General features: G+C 63.2%; 7 protein-coding genes and 1 pseudogene. 6 read left to right on the forward strand and 2 right to left on the reverse strand.

Features of this window, described 5'->3' with window-relative positions; genetic code table 11:
- Nucleotides 1-32: 32 nt before the first annotated feature.
- A complete protein-coding gene (locus JQ848_RS22745) occupies nt 33-254 on the reverse strand; it encodes a hypothetical protein (RefSeq protein ID WP_235972463.1) in 222 nt (73 codons plus the stop codon).
- Between the two features lie 75 nt (nt 255-329).
- A pseudogene (locus JQ848_RS23075) lies at nt 330-383 on the reverse strand (hypothetical protein); the annotation flags it as partial.
- Nucleotides 384-1,003: 620 nt separating this feature from the next.
- Here JQ848_RS23075 and JQ848_RS12015 point away from each other — a divergent pair.
- The 6 genes from JQ848_RS12015 (at nt 1,004) to JQ848_RS12040 (ending at nt 18,082) form a co-directional block, all read left to right on the forward strand.
- Nucleotides 1,004-1,387: a hypothetical protein gene (locus tag JQ848_RS12015; protein WP_010657010.1), complete on the forward strand. Its 384-nt coding sequence runs from the start codon at nt 1,004-1,006 to the stop codon at nt 1,385-1,387.
- 265 nt (nt 1,388-1,652) lie between these two features.
- Nucleotides 1,653-2,426 carry a hypothetical protein gene (locus JQ848_RS12020; protein ID WP_010657011.1) on the forward strand — a complete coding sequence of 258 codons (774 nt, stop codon included), beginning with the start codon at nt 1,653-1,655 and terminating at the stop codon, nt 2,424-2,426.
- A 28-nt stretch (nt 2,427-2,454) separates the two neighbouring features.
- Nucleotides 2,455-6,075, forward strand: coding sequence for a hypothetical protein (locus JQ848_RS12025; protein ID WP_202210744.1), 3,621 nt, complete (start codon nt 2,455-2,457; stop codon nt 6,073-6,075).
- Nucleotides 6,072-7,445, forward strand: coding sequence for a hypothetical protein (locus JQ848_RS12030; protein ID WP_010657013.1), 1,374 nt, complete (start codon nt 6,072-6,074; stop codon nt 7,443-7,445). The genes JQ848_RS12025 and JQ848_RS12030 overlap by 4 nt, the downstream gene beginning before the upstream one ends.
- 14 nt (nt 7,446-7,459) lie before the next feature.
- Nucleotides 7,460-9,031: a hypothetical protein gene (locus tag JQ848_RS12035; RefSeq protein ID WP_202210745.1), complete on the forward strand. Its 1,572-nt coding sequence runs from the start codon at nt 7,460-7,462 to the stop codon at nt 9,029-9,031.
- A gap of 12 nt (nt 9,032-9,043) precedes the next feature.
- On the forward strand, nt 9,044-18,082 hold the full coding sequence (locus JQ848_RS12040; protein ID WP_202210746.1) for a LysM peptidoglycan-binding domain-containing protein: 9,039 nt from the start codon (nt 9,044-9,046) through the stop codon (nt 18,080-18,082).
- Nucleotides 18,083-18,338: the final 256 nt, after the last annotated feature.

Here is an 18,338-nt window from a genome sequence, read left to right on the forward strand (position 1 = left end):
GGCTTGGAGGTGTCTACGAAACTAGGGGCGATTCATAGTGCCCTGATCTCGTCCCTGTTTTTGAGGGCGAGCTGGATGACTTCGGGCTTCTGGCCGGCCTGATCGTCATTCAGGTTAAGCTGGAATAGCAGGTACAAAAGCAGAGCTCGACGGCATTCGACATGCATCTCACCCTGTTCCATCAGGAAGTCGGCCTCAATCAGTTGGCGCTGCGCCGAGCTAAGGCCAGGGTGTGGGACGAGAACGACATCCACGATGGTGTTCCACGCATAGTCCTCATCAGCTCGCTCCCGATCTTGCCCACCGTATTTGCAATACTTGATACGGGTCAGAGAGAAGTCCCGGAAGGCCTGACGTTTGTGGCAATAGGCCCGGACGTGCCAGCGGTTCCTTCGCCTTCCCCCTCCCGCCTCATAGAGAACCTATTACACATACTGTCCGTTCCCGGCATGGCCTGCCTGAAACTTCCTGACAGGACGATCACATGTCTGCAACAGACTCTTGCAAAAAGAGCAAGTCCGGTGCTCGGCAGTGAAACTCTGGAAGTCAATCCAGCCTCAGATCAAGGCCGGTAATTACACGGAAGGCCGTGGACGGCGAAACAGTGAACTGTATGCGGCGATCTGGTTTTCCAGAGGTGAGCCTGTTTGGCTATGTACCCTGATTCAGACCTTCGGCTCGGCGTTCAGGGGCCCGCTGCGATCGCCCCAGTGAATGGCCATTTCCCGACCACGCATTACTGATTCCCTCCTCATTGCAGGCCCGTCAAGAACGGAGATTTTCGGCCCCTGTGCCTGGCCCGGAAAAAGGTTCAATTAATTTTGTTTCCCCCCCCTTGTGGATTTTCAAACCGTGGCTAGGCTCAGCATTCGAGGATCACCCCTCGTAAGATAAGGATGTCGGCGAGGGCGGATTCTCCACCCATTTGCAAGTCGATCAGCGCGGTAAGCCTCGGGGGCATCCTTAACCCACCACTTGCCAATCGAACGCAAAGGTAACTGCAATGACTTTATTTAAGTTGGATGAAAACTATGCGCCCTCCAGCTTTGCTGCGGCACCTCTGGTCATCTCCTATGTCCTGTCTTCCACCGTTTCCATCGTCACCACGGTAAGTGGAGATGCCCGCCAGTACGCGACTGTCGCAATCTGGAACGGCAGCTGGATGGTGTGGAGTGCAACCCTGACACAAGCCGAACCGACTGCGACCCTGCCGTCCGACATCATCCTGGGAAGCTTGACCATCAAGAAAGGTGGCACATTCAACCTGCAGATTCCGACCACCATACAACCGGGCGGCATTACCGCAAGCCTGACGTTGGTAACCCCCAATAACCCAGCAGGCATACCTTTCAACGCGACTGTAGCCTCCTGGCCACTGAGCTCCTGATGCGCAGAACTGCCTAATCACCGCCTCGATGGCCCTGATTGGGCGGATGCATGCCGCCTGATCGCCCGCGGCACCGGCCTCATGGACCTGCGGAGCATCAGGTGCATGTGCTGCGCACAACTCGCTCCGGAGAGAGCACCTTGCGCAGCGGCATGAACATGATCCACGTCGTTCCTCGCGGCAAGCAGTGTTGGCCCCAGGGAATCAAGGATGACAGGGAGAAACACAATGCAGGATTCTGCTTCAAGGCCAGGGAGCCACGTGCATGCTCACCCCTCCGTCGTCGCCCGATACCCCCGGCCCTGGCGTTGCCAGAGCCTCGCCGTTGGCGCTGCCGCTGGTGGCCGTTGTGGGCAAGTCGCTGGGGGCCGAGGAAGTACTCGGGAAATTCGCCGATATCCCACCTGTGCCGATCGATATCGGCCCGTTGCGGCTCAGCGTCCAGGCCGATGCCTCCCGCGGGCAGGCAGTGGTAATCGCCTCATTGTCGGGTACGCAATTGGCCAGGCAGCTCTTGTGCCTCACCGAGCCGAAGCTGGCGTTGGATATCGCCTTGGCAGCGTGTACCGCCAAAGGCCTAATCACCCTGAACCTGCAAGACACCCGTGGCTACGCCTCGGTGAACGCGGACGTGGTGGCAACCGACGGCCAGGCCAGCTACCCGCTGAGGGGGATGCTGTACAGTTGGCCGGCAACGGCCGACCCGGTGGTTGGCGAGTATCGTGCGCAGCTGACCAGCGAGCTGAGCACGTTGACCACGGTTCGCAGCGCCGTGGCGAATATCGCGCAGTTTGGCTTCTACGCCGGCGACACCTTGCTGGCGTTTGCCGAAACCACGCAGTTTGCACCGATACAGGTGTTCCCCGAACTGATCAGCTCAGGCGATATCCGGATTCAGGCCGGGGCTCAGATCACCTTGTCCATCCCCACGCAGCTCAGCCCTGGCAGCCTGTTCCTGCAGGCGGATTTCTCTTCTCGCAACACCCCGCCAACGCGTATTTCTTCACTCGTCGCCAATTGGTCGCTGCCCTCTGGCTGACGGTCCTGGCCGGAATCTGGAGCTTGCGATGAACGCCAACGCGCCGCTTTTCCGCCGCTATTTCGCAAGTAAGCTCTACACGCTCAACGACCCGGAACAAGCGCCGGGGTGGGTCGGTTTCGTCTGGTTGGGCGGTGACCCACCGGCAACGCTGTCGTTCGCCGAGAGCTTCAAGAAGGGCCACTACCTTTTTGCGCCTGCGGCCCCGACCTTGAGCGACGAGGAAGCCATTGCAAAATTCGTCGCGGCCATCGGGAACTGGTTGGCGAAAAGCTTCAATGACCCGTTCGGTGGTTGTGCCTGCATCTGGTTGCCCGATGCCAACGGCCCCACCTTCGGTAAACCTGCTCAGAGCGCGATCACCTTCTTCGAGGGCGGCGGCGGAAGCGTGGCCACGGCCAATAACTTCAACCTGGCGGCCGGACAGCTGGGCTTTGCGGTTCCGGGCCAGACTCTGATGGGCATCGGCGAGCAGGGCTTGGTGTTCTTCCGATCCGGAATCGGTCGTTTGCAGTTCAACATGCTCGACGACACCAGCCCCCCCACGGTGGTGGGCGAATCCGGATTGCCATTCGTTGGCCCCTATGCAGGGGCCTTCACCGTTGTCGGAACGCTGCTGCGCTCAGGTGAGCAAAGCACCCTCGACGGTTTGCAAACCGGCTTTCATTACTTGCATACGGTAGCCGGTAGTCCGGTGCGGCAGATCTACCCGGCGATCGTTTCTGGGCCAGCCGCCGCCGTGCTGCCCTACAGTGGCACCATCGACCCGCTCAATCTGTACAACAGCACCGACGCGGCATTGCCGGCAGGCATCCTGCGCACCCAGTTTGCCTTGACCGGCACCGACCCGCTTGCCAGTTGGTATCGCACGCCGACGGGCCGGGCCATTGAGCTGATTTCCTTGCATGGCCTCGACGACAACCAGCAGCCATTGCCCTGGTGCGGTGCCCTGGTGCTGCAGCCCAAGACACCCGCCGGGCAACCGGTGCGCTCGGTCTATCTGACCCTGGCGGGTGATTACGCCTTGGCAGAGGCAGGGAAGGGCGCCTCGGTCTTCGAGCTGATGCCTGGGCTGTATGGCAGCGAGCGGATATCGATGGCGCCATGGCAAACCGCAGGCACCTTCGACTGCTTGCGTTTTGTGCCCGGGCAAGCGGCCTACGCCCCCGCATTCCCCTATAAACCGGCCGATATGAATGAAGCGCAGATCGGCAAGCCCAAACCACGGCTCGACACCACCTACGTCACCGCCTGGGCCGCGGTGCTCAATGGCGCTGACGGCAGTGCCTGCTACCTGGCGCAGCCCGAAGGCAGCCCGCTGTATGCGCCGGCTGCCGGGGCCGGCAACGATAGCTTGGCGCTGCTGAGGCCGCTGCCGACCCCGTCGCCCATCCCGCAGAGCGATGCGAACGCGGCTTTGCTACTACTGCCGTTCGTACCCTATGCCGGGGTGAGGACGACGCCGATCGACAACCTTGCAGCCTTCGAGAGCCAGATTCTCTCGGCGGCCCGCAAAGGTCGTCTCGGCGCCCTGGGCATAGCACGGCTGGCGGCATTGAAGAACACCCGCAAAAGCCGTTTGCATGCAATAGCCGGCGCGGCCGATACGCATCAGGCGACAACCCCCCAAGGCTTGTATGCCGAGGTCGAGACCCCTTCCGCGGCATCGACAGAAAGCCTCTACCAGAGAGTGGTCGTGGCGCGCTCGATCGCCAAGTTGCCGGCCAGCGGCAGCGTGGACTTCGCGTTCAACGCGTTGACGCCCGAGCTGCAGAACCTGTTCCAGACCAATCAGTTGATGGCCGTGATCGTCAATCCGGCCAGGCTTGGAGTGCCTGGCCCGGCGCTAGCGGGCGACGTGGCCACGTTCGAGCGTGACGTGGTGATCGCGGACTGGCGGATGACCGCAGCGGTTGGTGACTCGCTCAACAGCACGTCCTACAACAACATCCTGATCATGAAGTATTGCGACGGTACGCTGCTGGAGCGGGTGTGCAATCCGAACAAATGGGTGGAGGTGGACAGCTTCTCGGTATCGGCTGGTAGCAGCACCGACACCTCGGTGGCGCTTACCGGGTTGTCGAGCTACCTGCAGAGCTACCTGACTGCAGGCATCAAGGCGGCGGCTGATGGCAATGACCTGTACGACGATTTTGCCAGGATCGTGCAGGACCCGAACTGGCAAGGCTTTATCGTGCTGGCCGCCGACGTCGACCCCTCCGGTTTTCCCGATCAGATCAAGGGGTTGATCGCAGGCATCGACTTCACCCAGTTTCGCGCCCATCATTTTGGCGCGACCGCCAGCCGTGTGCAGGTCAGCGGTACGAGCGTGACGCTGCAGACGCCCAGCAGCCTGTTCGGTCTGATCGATTACGAACTGCCGGTGTACAAGGCCAACGTCGCGGCCGGCGGCAACCCCGACATGCCGGTACCGCTTCCCGATAATGGCGATTTCGGCTTCCAGGTTCTTCAGCTGCAAACCCTGTTCCGCAACGCCGCCATGGTCGACTTCCGCAGCCATGTACAGTTGTCGATCAATCAGTTGTTCCTGTCGCCGGTAATTGCGGCATATGGTGCCATCGGCAAGCTGCCGGCCACGGCGGTGGTGCTCAATGGCAGCTATCAGCGCCAGGGCGACACGGGTGTCTACGTGTTCGAGCAGAATGCCAGCACCCGCTTCCAACTGGGCAGCAATGTGCTGCCAGCGGTGGCGATCCAGCGGGTGGTGTTCAACACCCTGTCGAGCGGCAGCGACCACGGCGACGATGGCATAGTGCGCAGTCGTTTCCTGATGTCCGGGGCGCTCGAGTTCGCGGTGCTGTCAGTGCTGTTGCCGGACAAGAGCAAGCGCGAAACGGACTTGCTGTCGTTCGGGCCGCCTGCAGATGCAGCGCCGGTGGCGCCAGCGGCGGGGCTCTGTTTCTCCGGCCTGGAAGTGTCGATGTCCTCGCCCGCGGACGCGCCGAATGCAGTCACCTTCATCTTCGAAGCCAGCAGGCTGGCGCTGGATCAGGGGGCAAGCCAAGCCCGCCCGCACAGCGTGTTCACCGATCTCGCCCTGCAGGTCGATGGCTTCATCGCAGGGGCCGAAGACAAGCGGCCCATCGACTTCGGTTTTCTACCAGTCGGGGTCGAACCCAAGGTCAAGCCAATTTCCGGCCCCTGGTTTGCAATCACCTACAAGCTCACCCTGGGCTCGCCGGGCGGACTGGTTTCGCAAACGGGCTTCACTTCCCGCCTGCTGCTGGCCTGGGCGCCAACCTCATTGCCGAGCGAGGTCTCTACGGCTGTCTTCACAGGCCTGCAGCTTCCGGGCGCCGCACCGGGCGCCAAGTTGTTCTCGATCCAGGGCGTGCTCAAGCTGTCCATCGACAGTCTGTTGTTGCGGCGCGAACACGTCTCGGCCGCCACCCCGTCCTTTACTCTGCGCCTGAACAATATCGGGCTCAGCTTCCTCGGCATCGCCAAGCTGCCACCGGGCGCGACGATCAACTTCTTCCTGTTCGGGGATCCCTCTGGCGACGGGAGCCTCGGCTGGTATGCCGCCTATGTCCAGGATACGAAGAGCACATTGACGGCCATCGAGGCGCTGCAGGAATGGCAGCCGCCGAGGCTTTCACCTCCTGCTGGCGAGGAGCAAACGTCATGACACGCGTCCTCTATTGGAACATCGAAAAGTTCGCCACCAATAAGATCGCGAACCCCGGAAACGGGCGGCAGAACGGTGCGGCCTTGAATCAGAACCAGGCCTCTGTACAAAGACTGGCTTACATCAATGCCCATTTCGGCATCACCGGCGCCCTGGGAGCAGCCTCTCCACCCGACATATTCGTGGTGGTGGAAGTGGCCACCGGCTATGACGGGCGCGGCATCCTTGCGCGGGGAAGCGGCCCTGCGGGCGCGCTGACGCTGCTCGCAGCACTGCAGGCCACCACCGGCAATCCCAACTGGCGTCTGGTGCCGCCCCTGCAGACCGGGCCACGCGAATCGGTGGCGGTCTACTACGACAGCACCAACTACGTCTTTACCGGGCCTTGGCAGTGGCCTGGCGGCGTCGGGCCAGCCTTCGATCCTGCCGGGATGGGCCCTCCGCCTGTTGCAGCCTACCCAGCGCCCTTTGTGGCGCCTATCGTTGCCAATGCAGTGGTTCCGGCAGGCGCGGCACACAACGTGGGCATCGCGCAGAGCCGCCTGGCAGCGGCCACCGGATTCACCTATGCGGCTGCCCTTGCCCCTGCTCTGGCCGGGCCCATTAACTTCGGTGGCGTGCGCGCACCGTACTGGGTCAGTTTTGCCGAGCTGGGCGTAGGCCCGGCGCCGCGGCCAGTCGCGCGCAACATCTCGCTGTTCTGCATCCACTCACCGGCCAATGCGGGGGCGGGCGTCTACCTCCGCAGGTTGAACAGAATCGCGGAAATTGCAGATGGACCGCTGGCCGGTAACGAGGTGCGCGTCGTACTTGGCGACTTCAATGTCAACCTGCTGAACAACGATCCTTTGCTTACGCGCAACGGCAACTATGCAACGCTGGCGGGCAATGGCTACGCACTCGGGATCGATCGCCCCGGGGGGCCGCCGGCGCCGCTCAACGGTTGGCCCGGCTACTTCGCCACCCATATCCGGCGAACCAGCCATGCCAGCTACTGGAGCAGAAACGCACAGTTAGAGTACTACCCTGGATACGGCTATACCGGCACCCACGTCATCGCTAACTTCTATTCAATCGACAACATCCTGGCCCGATATGGCGGAGCAGCAGGCGGGCCGATGGCCAATGTCACGGTACTGAACGGAATTGTCGGTTCCAACTACGGCGCGATTGCGCCGCCGCCTGGCGCTGCTCCGATCGGCACCTACAACCTGCCGATCAGGATGGGCAACCTGGTCCAATTTGGCGCACCGCCCCCCGCGCAGGCGCCGGTGCACAACGTAGGACGCCAGGGCGCCTTTCGAGGCTGGGGCAACTACGGCTGCATCCGCAGCACCAGCGACCATCTCGCTATCGTCGCTGACATCTGAGCGAAGAGAACACCATGACCGATCACGCCGTTCAAATCCTGCGCGATGCCTTCGCCAATGCGCCGACAGGCCCCGTCGTCCTCAACGACGCCTTCTTCACCGCAGCCGGGCTGACACCACCGGCGGGTTTCACCGCGGCCATCAAGGCGGCCTACCGGCTGCCGGAAGGCGCGGCGGGGCTGACGATCCAGTACGAACGCGCGGCGGTGACGCCGGTCGTCGATGAGCGCTTTTCGATCCCGAATCTGCTGCTGAGCTTCCTGAACGCGACGACGGCCGTGTCCACCCTGTTCGGAGCGGCGGGATCGCCGCAGACACCGCTGCTGGGCATCGACGTCATCCCAACAGGCTGGCAGTTGTCCGAGCAGTTCCCGAATATGTCCTCGGCCAACTGGCCGTTCGCCCTGCTGCAGTTCGATCAGCAGCGCTTCTACTTCGCCAGCGCCGCCCAAGACTACGTATGGGCGGCGCAGAACGCGACCCTGGCGATGCAGGCCGGGCAGAACCTGTATGGGCTGACGAGCGTACCGGCTCCCGCTGTGCCCTTGATCCAACTGATCGCCAACCTGCCGGTGCCGGCTACCCGGCTGTTGACGGTCGGCCCGATCGTGCTCGACAAGGCAGACAACGAAACCATCCTGTTCACCGATACTCACATCCGCGCTCTGCTGCCGAGCGGGAACGATCTGCGTCTGTTCTTTCTGCGTGTACTGACGCCCCACCTGGGCATGCTCATCGAAACGGATCTGGAAATTGAGGACGAGGAAGGTGAACGACTGCGCGACGAGTTGGGCGAGGCCGAGACCGTTCCGGTGCAGACCCCGCTCTACTACTTCGGGACCCAGATCGAGGTCGAAGGCGCGAACGGCAGCACATTGCTCTTCGACCTCCAGGTGCTGGTCAGCACCGATGGCTCGCAATACCGGTTCGTCATCGGCCCCGGCGATACCGACACACCGATCACGCCAACTGCAGTGCTCAAGCTGATGTCGGATGGTGCAGGAGGCAGCTATTTCAGTTTGCTGCCGCCCGTACTCCAGCAATACCTCGCCAGTGTGCAACTGCTGGGCTTCCAGCTCGGCGGGCCGCTCAAGCCTAGGCCAGACTGGAACCAGTTGTCTGTCTTGATGGGCAGCGTGCAGGGGCAGCCGATTCCGTTGTTCTCCGATCCGACCACTCAGCAGGTCTTCGAGCTCGACAGCTTCTCGGTGAACTGGTCGTTGGCCAAGCAAGGCGGTCGCCTGGATTCAAGCGGTTTGATCGAGGCTGATTTCAAGCTGTTTCCGGAAATATTCAGAACCAAGGACGGCCTTCCGGGCGGGCTTTTCCATATCGAAATAGACAGTGCACTGAACTTCGAAGGGGCCTTCACCGGAAAGGCCTCGCTGGACGACGTTCTTCGCGGGATCACTGGCGGCGCCATCGGCTTGCCCGACGGCGTGTCGGTCGATTTCTCCGACATCTTCGTGCAGGTCAGCCCGAGCAGGAAGGCCTACGCACTGGGTTTTCAGGTCGATGCCTTCATTGATGTGCCCTTCGTGCAGTATATCAACCCGGTCAGTGGCGTGTACGAGCCATTGATCTAGGTCGCCGGCCTAGTGTTCGATCTTGCCGCCAGCACGCCCAACCGCAGCGATGGTCAGCCCGGCAAGACCGTGTATGCCGGCTCCATGATCGGCCAGCTCATCATCGGTCCGGTCGCCGCGAACGTGAGTGTCGCCTACGACGGCACGTTGCCGATACCGCTGTGGGTCTTGCAAGCTTCGCTGGCCCAGCCCCTGGTGCTGTCCGATCTGATCAACCAGTTCTTCCGTGCCTACGATCTTCCGAGTTTCCTGCCGGGCACCCTGACGGTCGAGGCCCTGGCACTCGAGGCCAGCATTCCGGTCGCTCCGAAGGCGATGTCGGCAGCGCTCACCGAGCGGTCGCACTCACGCTCGGCCCGCAACGTCCATGATCGTGCGCGCTGGCGCAGCCCGGTTCGGGCGCTCGGGCGGCGCAGCACAGCCGTCGCGGCCACAGGCACGCGCTCGTCTTACTCGATCTCCACCCGCATCCGCTGGATCTTCGAGCTGACGCCACAGATCCCAATCGACATCCTGGCCGAGCTCGGACTCGACTACGACGGCAGCCGCAAGCCGGGCGAGGAATTCGCCGGTTCGGTCATCGGCACGATCAATATCGACTTCCTCGGTCCGATACAGATCGGCTACCGCTTCGGTGCGCCAACCACCAGCAGCGGCGTGACGACGCTTCGTGACTTGCCGCTGGCTGCGGCTGCGCTGCCCGCCAATAGCACTTTGTGGATGAGCTGGAAGGGGTTTCGCGCCGAGTACGATTTCGACAAACAGGTCGTGGCGTTCTCGTTGACGGGGTGGACCGTCGGCTCGCTGATCACGGCCCTGGTGGAGATGCTCGGCGATCCGTACTTCACGCTGCCGGCCCCGTGGAGCGTGCTCAATTCGATCGCCCTCAACGGTTTTTCCATCCAGTTCGACCTGAAGAGCGGCGCCAAGAGCCGGGTGACCGCCAAGTACACCCTGCCAGCGCCGATCGACCTCGGCTTTCTGACCATCAAGGGCCTGCAGTTTCTCCAGGTCGACGGCAAGGTCACCTTGGCCATCGACGGATCCTGCAGCGTGCCGGGGCTCAACGAGCAACCGCTGTTCAACCCGGAGCAGGGCGGGCAGGACGTCCAGAACATGCCGCCGGTGCCGGGGCAGGGCAATGCCTACTTCGACCTGAAGCTCCTGGCCCTGGGGCAGCGCATCGCCATCGCTGGCGCGCCGACGTTCAAGACCACCCAGGAAGTGATCAAGGCCTTGGAAGCCATTCCTGCATCCAGCGGCCCGGGCATGCCGTTCGACCCGAGCCAGCAGAAGCCGGGGCAGCCTTACTACAATCGTAGTTCGAACTGGCTGGGGGCGATGCATTTCGGGATCCTGCGGATCGGCGAAAGCGCCAAGTACGCCATCGACTTCATGGTGGTGTTCAACGATCCGGACCTGTATGGCCTGCGCCTGGCGCTCAACGGCGACAAGATGAAGGTGCTGGCCGGGCTGGCCATCGACGTGCTGTACAAGAAGATCACCGATGATATCGGCTGTTACCAGATCGAGTTCACCTTGCCCAGCGTGCTGCGCAACCTGGATTTCGGCGCGTTCTCGGTGACGCTGCCGGTGATCGGCCTGCAGATCTACACCAATGGCGATTTCCTGGTGGACTTCGGTTTCCCCAGCAACATGGATTTCTCCCGCTCCTTCACGGTGCAGGCGATCATCTACGGGGTGCCGGTACTGGGGTCGGGGGGCTTCTATTTCGGCAAGCTGTCCAACGCCACTGCACCCAACCTGCCGCAGACGACCCGCGGCACCTTCCACCCGGTCATCGTGTTCGGCTTTGGCGCGCAGCTGGGCATCGGCCGCTACATCGACAAGGGCATTCTCAAGGCCGGCTTCTCGATCACGGTGTTCGGCATCATCGAAGGCACACTGGCATCATGGCATCCTTATCGGATCGGCAACACCGGCAGCGCCAATGAAGTCCAGGGTGACTATTACTTCAAGCTCGCCGGGACGTTCGGGATCATCGGCAAGCTCTACGGCTCCGTCGACTTTGCGATCATCAAGGCCGATGTCAGCCTGACTGTCATGGTGTATGTGAAGATCGAGTACGAGTCGTTCCGCAAGATCCCGCTGACCTTGTCGGCATCGGTCAAGGTCAGCGTTTCGGTCAAGATCGACCTCGGGCTGTTCTCCATCAAGATCAGCCTGTCGTTCTCGGCCAGTATTACCGAACAACTGACCATCGGCTCCGACAGCCAGGCGCCCTGGGATGGCAGCAACAACCTGGCCGGGCCGGTATTCGCCCGGAACAAGGGATTGATCGAGTCGCGAGCGCTGCCGCTACCGCGCACGCTGCATGAGCATGGCATTGCCCCACGCCCATTCACGCTGGACTTCACCCAGGCTCACCGCCTTTTCAGCGCACGCCAGTCGGCCGCCGACAAGGTCGCCCTGGAAATTACCGCGCTCACCCAGTTCACCGTAGTGGCAGCCGAAGGCGCAGGTTATGCGGGGCAGGAGGGCGCCCTGGTGCTGCTGTTCGCCATGGATGCGCCGACCGCTGACGGCGCCAGCGCGGGCGACGATACATCGTTCGGCCGACTGTGCAAGGCGCTGCTGCCGTGGTTGATCGGCAGTGTGGTGCCGAAAACCGAGCGCCAGTTGCTGGCGCTGCCTGGGTCCACCCAGGGCGACGTTTCCCGGCCACTGCTGGAAGGAATCCTGCAGGCCCTGTCCGACCCGGCCCAGGCGCCATTCAGCAGCGACCAGTTGCTGGACTTCCTGGCAGCCAACTTCACCGTCACCGTGTCTGCCGCCCACGCCAGTCTCAGTGCGCAGCGCAAGGCCGAACTGGACGCCGGCTCGACCCTCTTCCCGGCGCTGAGCTTCCTCCGCATGGAAGTCCCGGATCCGGACAATGCCAGCGGCACGGTCACCATCGACTACGACGACTACGTCAGCGCAACCCCAGGTTATCAGGCCGAGCTGCGTGCCATCTTCAATTCGGTGGCGGCCAACGTCCGCGACGAATCGGCAGCGCCCGGCACCGCGCGTGCGGCACTGCCGGACACCCAGGAAGCGCTGGCCGCCTCGGTATTCACCGACTACTTCATCCTGCTGGCACGACAACTGGTGCAAAGCGCCATCGATGGGTTCGACGACTATCCCTATCCGCTGACGTCGGCCACCAGCCTGCAGTCCATCCTCGATTGGGCCAATGGCCTGCAGCAAGGGCAGTTGAAGGCCACGCCGCTGGCGCAGGCGAACCTGAACTACCCATTGACGCCCGGGTTGAAGCTCGACATCGCCAACATCGCCTACATGGTGCAGGTCGGCGACACCTTGGCGGCGATTGCGGCGCGCTACGCCGATCCACAGGTGCCGGACAACACCAGCGCGGCCGCATTGATCCTGGGCAACCAGGCCCAGAGCAATCTGATCGTCCCCGGCGTGCTGATCGCGCTGACCCTGGATGGCGCGCCCAGGCAGTTCACGACGCAGGCAGGGGATAGCTTCACGAGCATCGCCCAGGCCTTCGCCATCACCGTCGAGCGACTGGCCGGCGAAACGACGCTGTATACCCAGACTGGCCTGCTCAGCGCCTCGGTGGTGCTGACCGTGCCCAATGTGGTCGTGACCACGGCAGCGGGCGATAGCATCGCCTCGATCACCGAAGCGCTGCGGGTTCCCCTCGAAAGTTTCCTGACAGCCGCCAACCTGGTGCAGGAGGGGCTGTTCAAGGTCGACGCAAGCCTGCGCTTCGCGATACCGGCCCTGGTGGTGTTGCCAGAGGATGGCCTGTGGCAGGCAATACTGGCAGCCGGAAACCTCGGCCAGACCGCCGGCACGGCGGCGCGCTACATGCTGCACGGCATGCGCTTGCCGGTGGCGCCAGGCCTGAGCATCCCGAGCAGCGGCTTCCTTTATGGCGCCCCCCATTGGGCCACGGCGCAATCGGCCTATGGCGTCTACCAACTGACGGGTCAGCAGTTCCCGCTGGCGGATCGCGCCGGTGACTATCCTGTCACGCTGACGCGCCCGGATGATCCGGCCTATGCCTGGTTTGCCCTGGGCAGCGGTGCCAGCCTGAGCTTCGACATCGCCTCGCAGACTTCGCTGCTTGCCAAGGTCGTGGCCTCGGTGAGGCAAAACGGTTACCGGCCACGGATCGAACAGTTGACCGCAGAGCCGGAAATGACCTTGGCACCGACGCGTTACAGCGTCGCCAACGTTGTGCCCTGGTCGACCTCGGACATGGCCCGCCTGCTGGAGCTGACCCGTTCGCCTGGCACGCTGCAACAGGATGCGAGCACCGGCCCGCAAGCCAGGCCGTTGCTGTTCGACCTGTCCAATGCCTTGCTGGCGACCGTCGAAGCGAAGCAGGCCGCGCTGGCGCTGCACATCGCCAGCAGCGCGGCCTTGATGCCGTACATGCCGGTGCTGTCCGCGTCCTTGGGCATCAGCGACCCCGCGACCTCGAGCACTCGCTTCAGCGACATCGACGCCTGCACCTTTGCCACCCGTATCGAATTCCGCATCAAGCAGTTGGCCCAAACTGCGGATCTTGCGCCCGAGCAGCCGAACGCCAATGACGTGGTGCCACCCGGCCCTGGCAATCCTGGCTCGGCGGCACGCCCACTGGCGCGTTTCGCCTATGAGATCATCGGCCCCAACCCGGCTCAGACCGTACTGCTCGAGCGCTGGCTGACGGCGATGGCCAGCGAGGGTGAAGACCTCGCCAGCGGCCTGTTCCTGCTCTATGCCGATGCCAACAATGGCGCCAGTGGGCTGACCAGCCGCGCCGACAGTGAATTCCTCTCGTTCATCGTGCAATCGAACCTCTCCACCGAGACCAATCCGCCACAGGCGCCGCTGACGGACAGGCTGGCGGCGGCCGATCCGCCGACCGGCATTGCCAACACGCCGGCCGAGTTCATCAAACTGCTCTGGGAGCTGTCGACGGTCAACTCTGGCGGCAGCTATCTGTTCTACCAACTGCTGGCCGACGGCACTGGCCTGCCGCCCGAACTGTTCGACGAGAGTGGCATCGCCACCCTGACCCTGGTGCTGACCCTGCGCCGGGATGCCGCACAGCCCAAGGGACAGCGGATCTTCAACGGCATCAACGCCTTGTTGACCACGGCCGCGATCGATCCACAGGCGTCGGTAGTGCAACTGCGCGGGGTCAATGCCGCGACGACCAGCCTGACGCTGGCCTCCGACGCCAGTATCGCCGCTATCAGCAACGCCTACGCTATCGACATTGCCGGCCTGATCGCCAGTAACGCTGGCGCGCCCCTGACACTTGGCAGACAGATCCCAGTTTCCGGCCTCTATCATCAGTTGCTGCCCGGTGATGTCGGCGACGGCAAGGATCCCATCGCGGCGATGGCCGCCTATTACTCGGTCGGCGTGACGCCGACGATCACCGCGGCCGCCATTCTGGCCTTCAACCCCGGCGTGCCCGTGGCCGCCCTGGCAGTGTTCAGGATCCCGCCGTTCACCTATGAGGTGAGGGCGGAAGGGCCGGGTGATACGCTGCAAGCCATGGCCGTCTATTACCAGGCCGATGTCGTGGCGCTCGGCTATGGTGCGCGGGATGTCGCCGGCGTGTTCGCCCAAGCCACCGTGACGATCGATCCACTGGCCCTAGATGCCACCCCCAATCTGGGGCTGAGCAACGCCGCCCTGACCCTAGAGCGCGAGCGTGGACTGGAGCCTGCGAACCTGGGGCCCAGCCCGACCCAGGCCGAGATCGACGCCTATAGCCATGCGACCTTGCTGCAGCTTTACCAACTGCTGTCGGCACGGGTGGTGGCCACGCCGTTCTTCAAACCCAGCGTGGACAGCGCCGCGTTCGGGCCCAGGGATGTGCCGGAGGCGTCAGAACCAGCGAAGGTGCGTAATAGCGGCACAGGCTTTGTCGCTGCCGCCCAGGACAGCCCGTACCTGTACAGCCAGGCCCTGGGCTTTGCCGAACAGGCCTTGATCAACCCGGCACCGGCGGCGCCATTGCCCGGATTGCCTATGGCCGCAGACAACCCGTACATCGGTGTCGGCACGCTGCTGCAGTTGCATATGGACTGGCAGGATCTGTTCGGCAACCGCACCGCCAGCCCGTTCAGCGTGCCTGCTGCCGGCGACCCGCAACCCTTCGGCAATGTGCCCATGGCCCTGAGCTACAGTGATCGCCTGATGGCACTGGATGCCTGGCCGAGTACGACCCGCAGTTATCGCTACACGGGGGCTGCGGGCGCGCCGGTGCTGGAGGTCCTGCTCAACTTCGATCCCTCGCCGTACGCCCCCGCAGACGCCAGAGCGCATCTGCAGGCTGTGCGCTTCGGTGACGAGATACCCGTCTGGCAGCGCAATGCCATTGCCGACCTGGGCAGATTCCAGTTGATCTACTTCCAGCTCAACCAGAACTACGATGGTCTTGGCGTGCCTGGCCTGAATGGCCAGGCCGTGTCCATGTCGCTAGTCAACTCACTGCTGGCGGCACCTGAGCAACTGCTCACCGAGGCGGCACGCGAGGCCATCCTCGGCTACGTCGACCAGGTCGTTGTCTACCTGGCGGCCCGCGCCAACGGCGCGAGCGCCACGCCACCGGCAACGACGAAGCTCTCGATGCCGGTGGATGTCGCCGGGTTGACCCAGGGCAGCGACATCATTCGCCTGGATCTGGCGTTGCGTTTCAGCCGCCAGGCCGCCCTTGTGGCACCCGCCTTGCGAGCGTTGCAGGGCGGTGTCGCGGTGAGCGCGACCATTCCGGTGGACGCCAGCCTGGAGACACCTGCGGCAGAGGACGAGGCGCCGGCTTACCCGGTTGCGCTCGACCAGTTCGCCGTGGATTTCGAGAAGGTCTTCGTCACCGCCGACTGGCAGATGCGCCTGGGCACCAGCTCCGCCGACCCCGCCACGCCCAATGCTGCCCGAACCCCGACGATCTGGGCGGTGCGCATGGCCAAGGCGAGTGACCAAGGGATCAGCTTCGACATCGGCGATACACCGTGCTATTTCGCACCGCTGCCCATTGCCAGCCACCTGCAGGCCCTGCAGGTGGCTATCGAGCGATACCAGAGCGGGTCAGCTTATCCGGCCGGCACGGCGCTACCGACTACCTTTACCAATGTCGACCCGAACGTCTGGCTGGCCGAGTGCCTGGCCGCCATCGACGATAGCCTGGGTGCGAGCTATTCGACGCCGATGTTCCAGCTCGATCGCTTGCTGGGGCTCAACGAGAACCCGACCGACCCGTACGACCCCAAGGCCGGCTATCTCTACCGGTTGCTGCAGTCCAAGAAGCTGCTGGCCGGTGCCATAGCCTCGACGGCGACACCTGTGCTGGAGCAGCCTGAGAGCGGCCTGAAACAAGCAGCGGTGGACAAGCTGGAACAGGCGCTGCTGCGCCGCCTGAGCAACGCCAACACCCTCACCTGCGTGGCCGTGTTCCCCGTGAGCAACGCCCATTACGCCCCGGTGCTGCCAGACGGTGTGATTGCGCCACGTCTTTTCGGGCAGCCGACAGGGGGGCTTGGCAAGGCGGGCGTATCGGCCAATGACAACTTCGCCTTGTCCACGGCGAAGATTCCGTTGTCTGCCGAGGCCCAGGCCAGCACCCTGGCGTTCCTGGTGACTTCGCGGTCGGCCGAGAGCGACGCCTATGTCGAACTGGATCTGGGATATGCCCTGACCCACGTCGAGCACGATATCCACGGTGTAGCGGGTATCGAGCACTACCAGCAGTCACGCTGGGTGACCTTCCTGACTGGCCCTTACAACCAGGCGATCAAGCCCGTCGGAGGAGGGCGCTTCAGCATTCCGGTGGCCTTGCGCGCGCTTCCCGTGCCGGCGACGGTCGTGGCGCAGAGCGGCTGTTCCAGCGTCATCGATCCGGCGGAGGTTGCGCCGGCACAGCTGAAAACCTGGACCTACCGCTTCAGCTACTTGCAGCAACAGGCCGCCCAGGACTCGGTCAGCGCCACAGTGGTGTTCAACAGTGATAGCGACGGGGAAATGCTGCGCGGCAGCCCATCGCCGACCGAGCAGCTCTATGCCGCTCTGGCACAGTTCGTGGCGATCCACCCGGCGGTAAGCCGCGACCTTGAAACCTACCTGCGTCCGATCGACGGCAAGACGACGGCCGATAACCCGGATGTCGCCATGGCCGCCAGCGCGATCGCCGCGCTTGACGCAGTAATCTCAGGCGTGGCCCAAGCCTTTGCGGCCTGGGCCACGGCCCAATCGTCCACGATCCTTGTCGTGGAGCCGACCTACAAGGTCGAGTATGCATTCGAGATTCGCCTGATGCCGGAGGAGCAGACCCAGGCTGCGCAAGTGCAGATCCTGCCGCAGAGCTTCAGTAAATACGGGCAGCCTGCCAGCAACTTCCTGCCGCCGGCAATGGTGCTGATCGACCCGGACAATTACGCGCCGAAACGGATCCAGTTCGACCCTGCGACGGGAGCGGCTACTTGGGGCTATGAGCTGCGCAAGGATGCCAAGAACCCCACGCTGCCGGCCGTGCTGCCTTATGCGGCGGCGCGGCTCGATGCCGCCAGGGCGGTGGAGTTCGCGGAGCTTGACCTGTTTGCCCTGCAGAACGGCTGGGCATCGATCCAGGTTACGCGTAACCGTCACCTGGCGCCGGATCCCGCAATCCAGACGACAGCGGCCTTCGAGTTCACATCCGCCGTCGCCCGTTTCGCCGACCCCATGGTGCCATTGCTGGAAATCCCGAGATATGCCTTAGACCGGCAGGCCACCAAGCCGGAGTCGATCGCGACTTGGCTGGATGATTTCTTTGCCGGTCTGCTGACGCCGACGCTGCATGGCAGCACGGAACTGCCGGTGTTGGTGGGGCTACAGAGCAGCTATACGTATAGCCTGGTGCCAGGGGGAGGCAGCAGTGGCGTGCCGGCGACGATTATCCCTGTAAGCCTGCTGCCACCTACGTCGACCGAAGGGCAACTGCATCCTGCGTTCATACGCAGGTGGGGGATGCGGATCAGCAGTGGTTTGAAACTGAACGACCGGTTCAGGATGAAGCGACTGGGTTCAGATTCGGCCTGACGGTATTTTCGGGCACGGGGAGCAATCGGTTACCGCTGATGAAGATCGATGCGTTGAGTCTGGCGACGAAGAATATTGTCTGAGGCTCCGATCCGAGTGAGGGCAGGTGTTTTTCACGGGTGGTCAGCGGCGTGCCGAGAGCCAGAAGTAGAGATCAACCTGCGACTCCATACTCTCAGCCCTCGGCGCCGGATACCTTACGCAGAGTATCTTGAGCGCCCCTGACCAGTTCCGGCCGCGAGAAACAATACCTCTG

The organism is Pseudomonas paraversuta, from assembly GCF_904067025.1.
In the GTDB taxonomy this organism is placed as follows: domain Bacteria; phylum Pseudomonadota; class Gammaproteobacteria; order Pseudomonadales; family Pseudomonadaceae; genus Aquipseudomonas; species Aquipseudomonas paraversuta.

What these genes read in the sequence shown, in the direction of transcription:
- JQ848_RS12015 (WP_010657010.1), top strand. Translation starts at nt 1,004, where the DNA reads ATGACTTTATTTAAGTTGGATGAAAACTATGCGCCCTCCAGCTTTGCT.
- JQ848_RS12020 (WP_010657011.1), top strand. Translation starts at nt 1,653, where the DNA reads ATGCTCACCCCTCCGTCGTCGCCCGATACCCCCGGCCCTGGCGTTGCC.
- JQ848_RS12030 (WP_010657013.1), top strand. Translation starts at nt 6,072, where the DNA reads ATGACACGCGTCCTCTATTGGAACATCGAAAAGTTCGCCACCAATAAG.
- JQ848_RS12025 (WP_202210744.1), top strand. Translation starts at nt 2,455, where the DNA reads ATGAACGCCAACGCGCCGCTTTTCCGCCGCTATTTCGCAAGTAAGCTC.
- JQ848_RS12035 (WP_202210745.1), top strand. Translation starts at nt 7,460, where the DNA reads ATGACCGATCACGCCGTTCAAATCCTGCGCGATGCCTTCGCCAATGCG.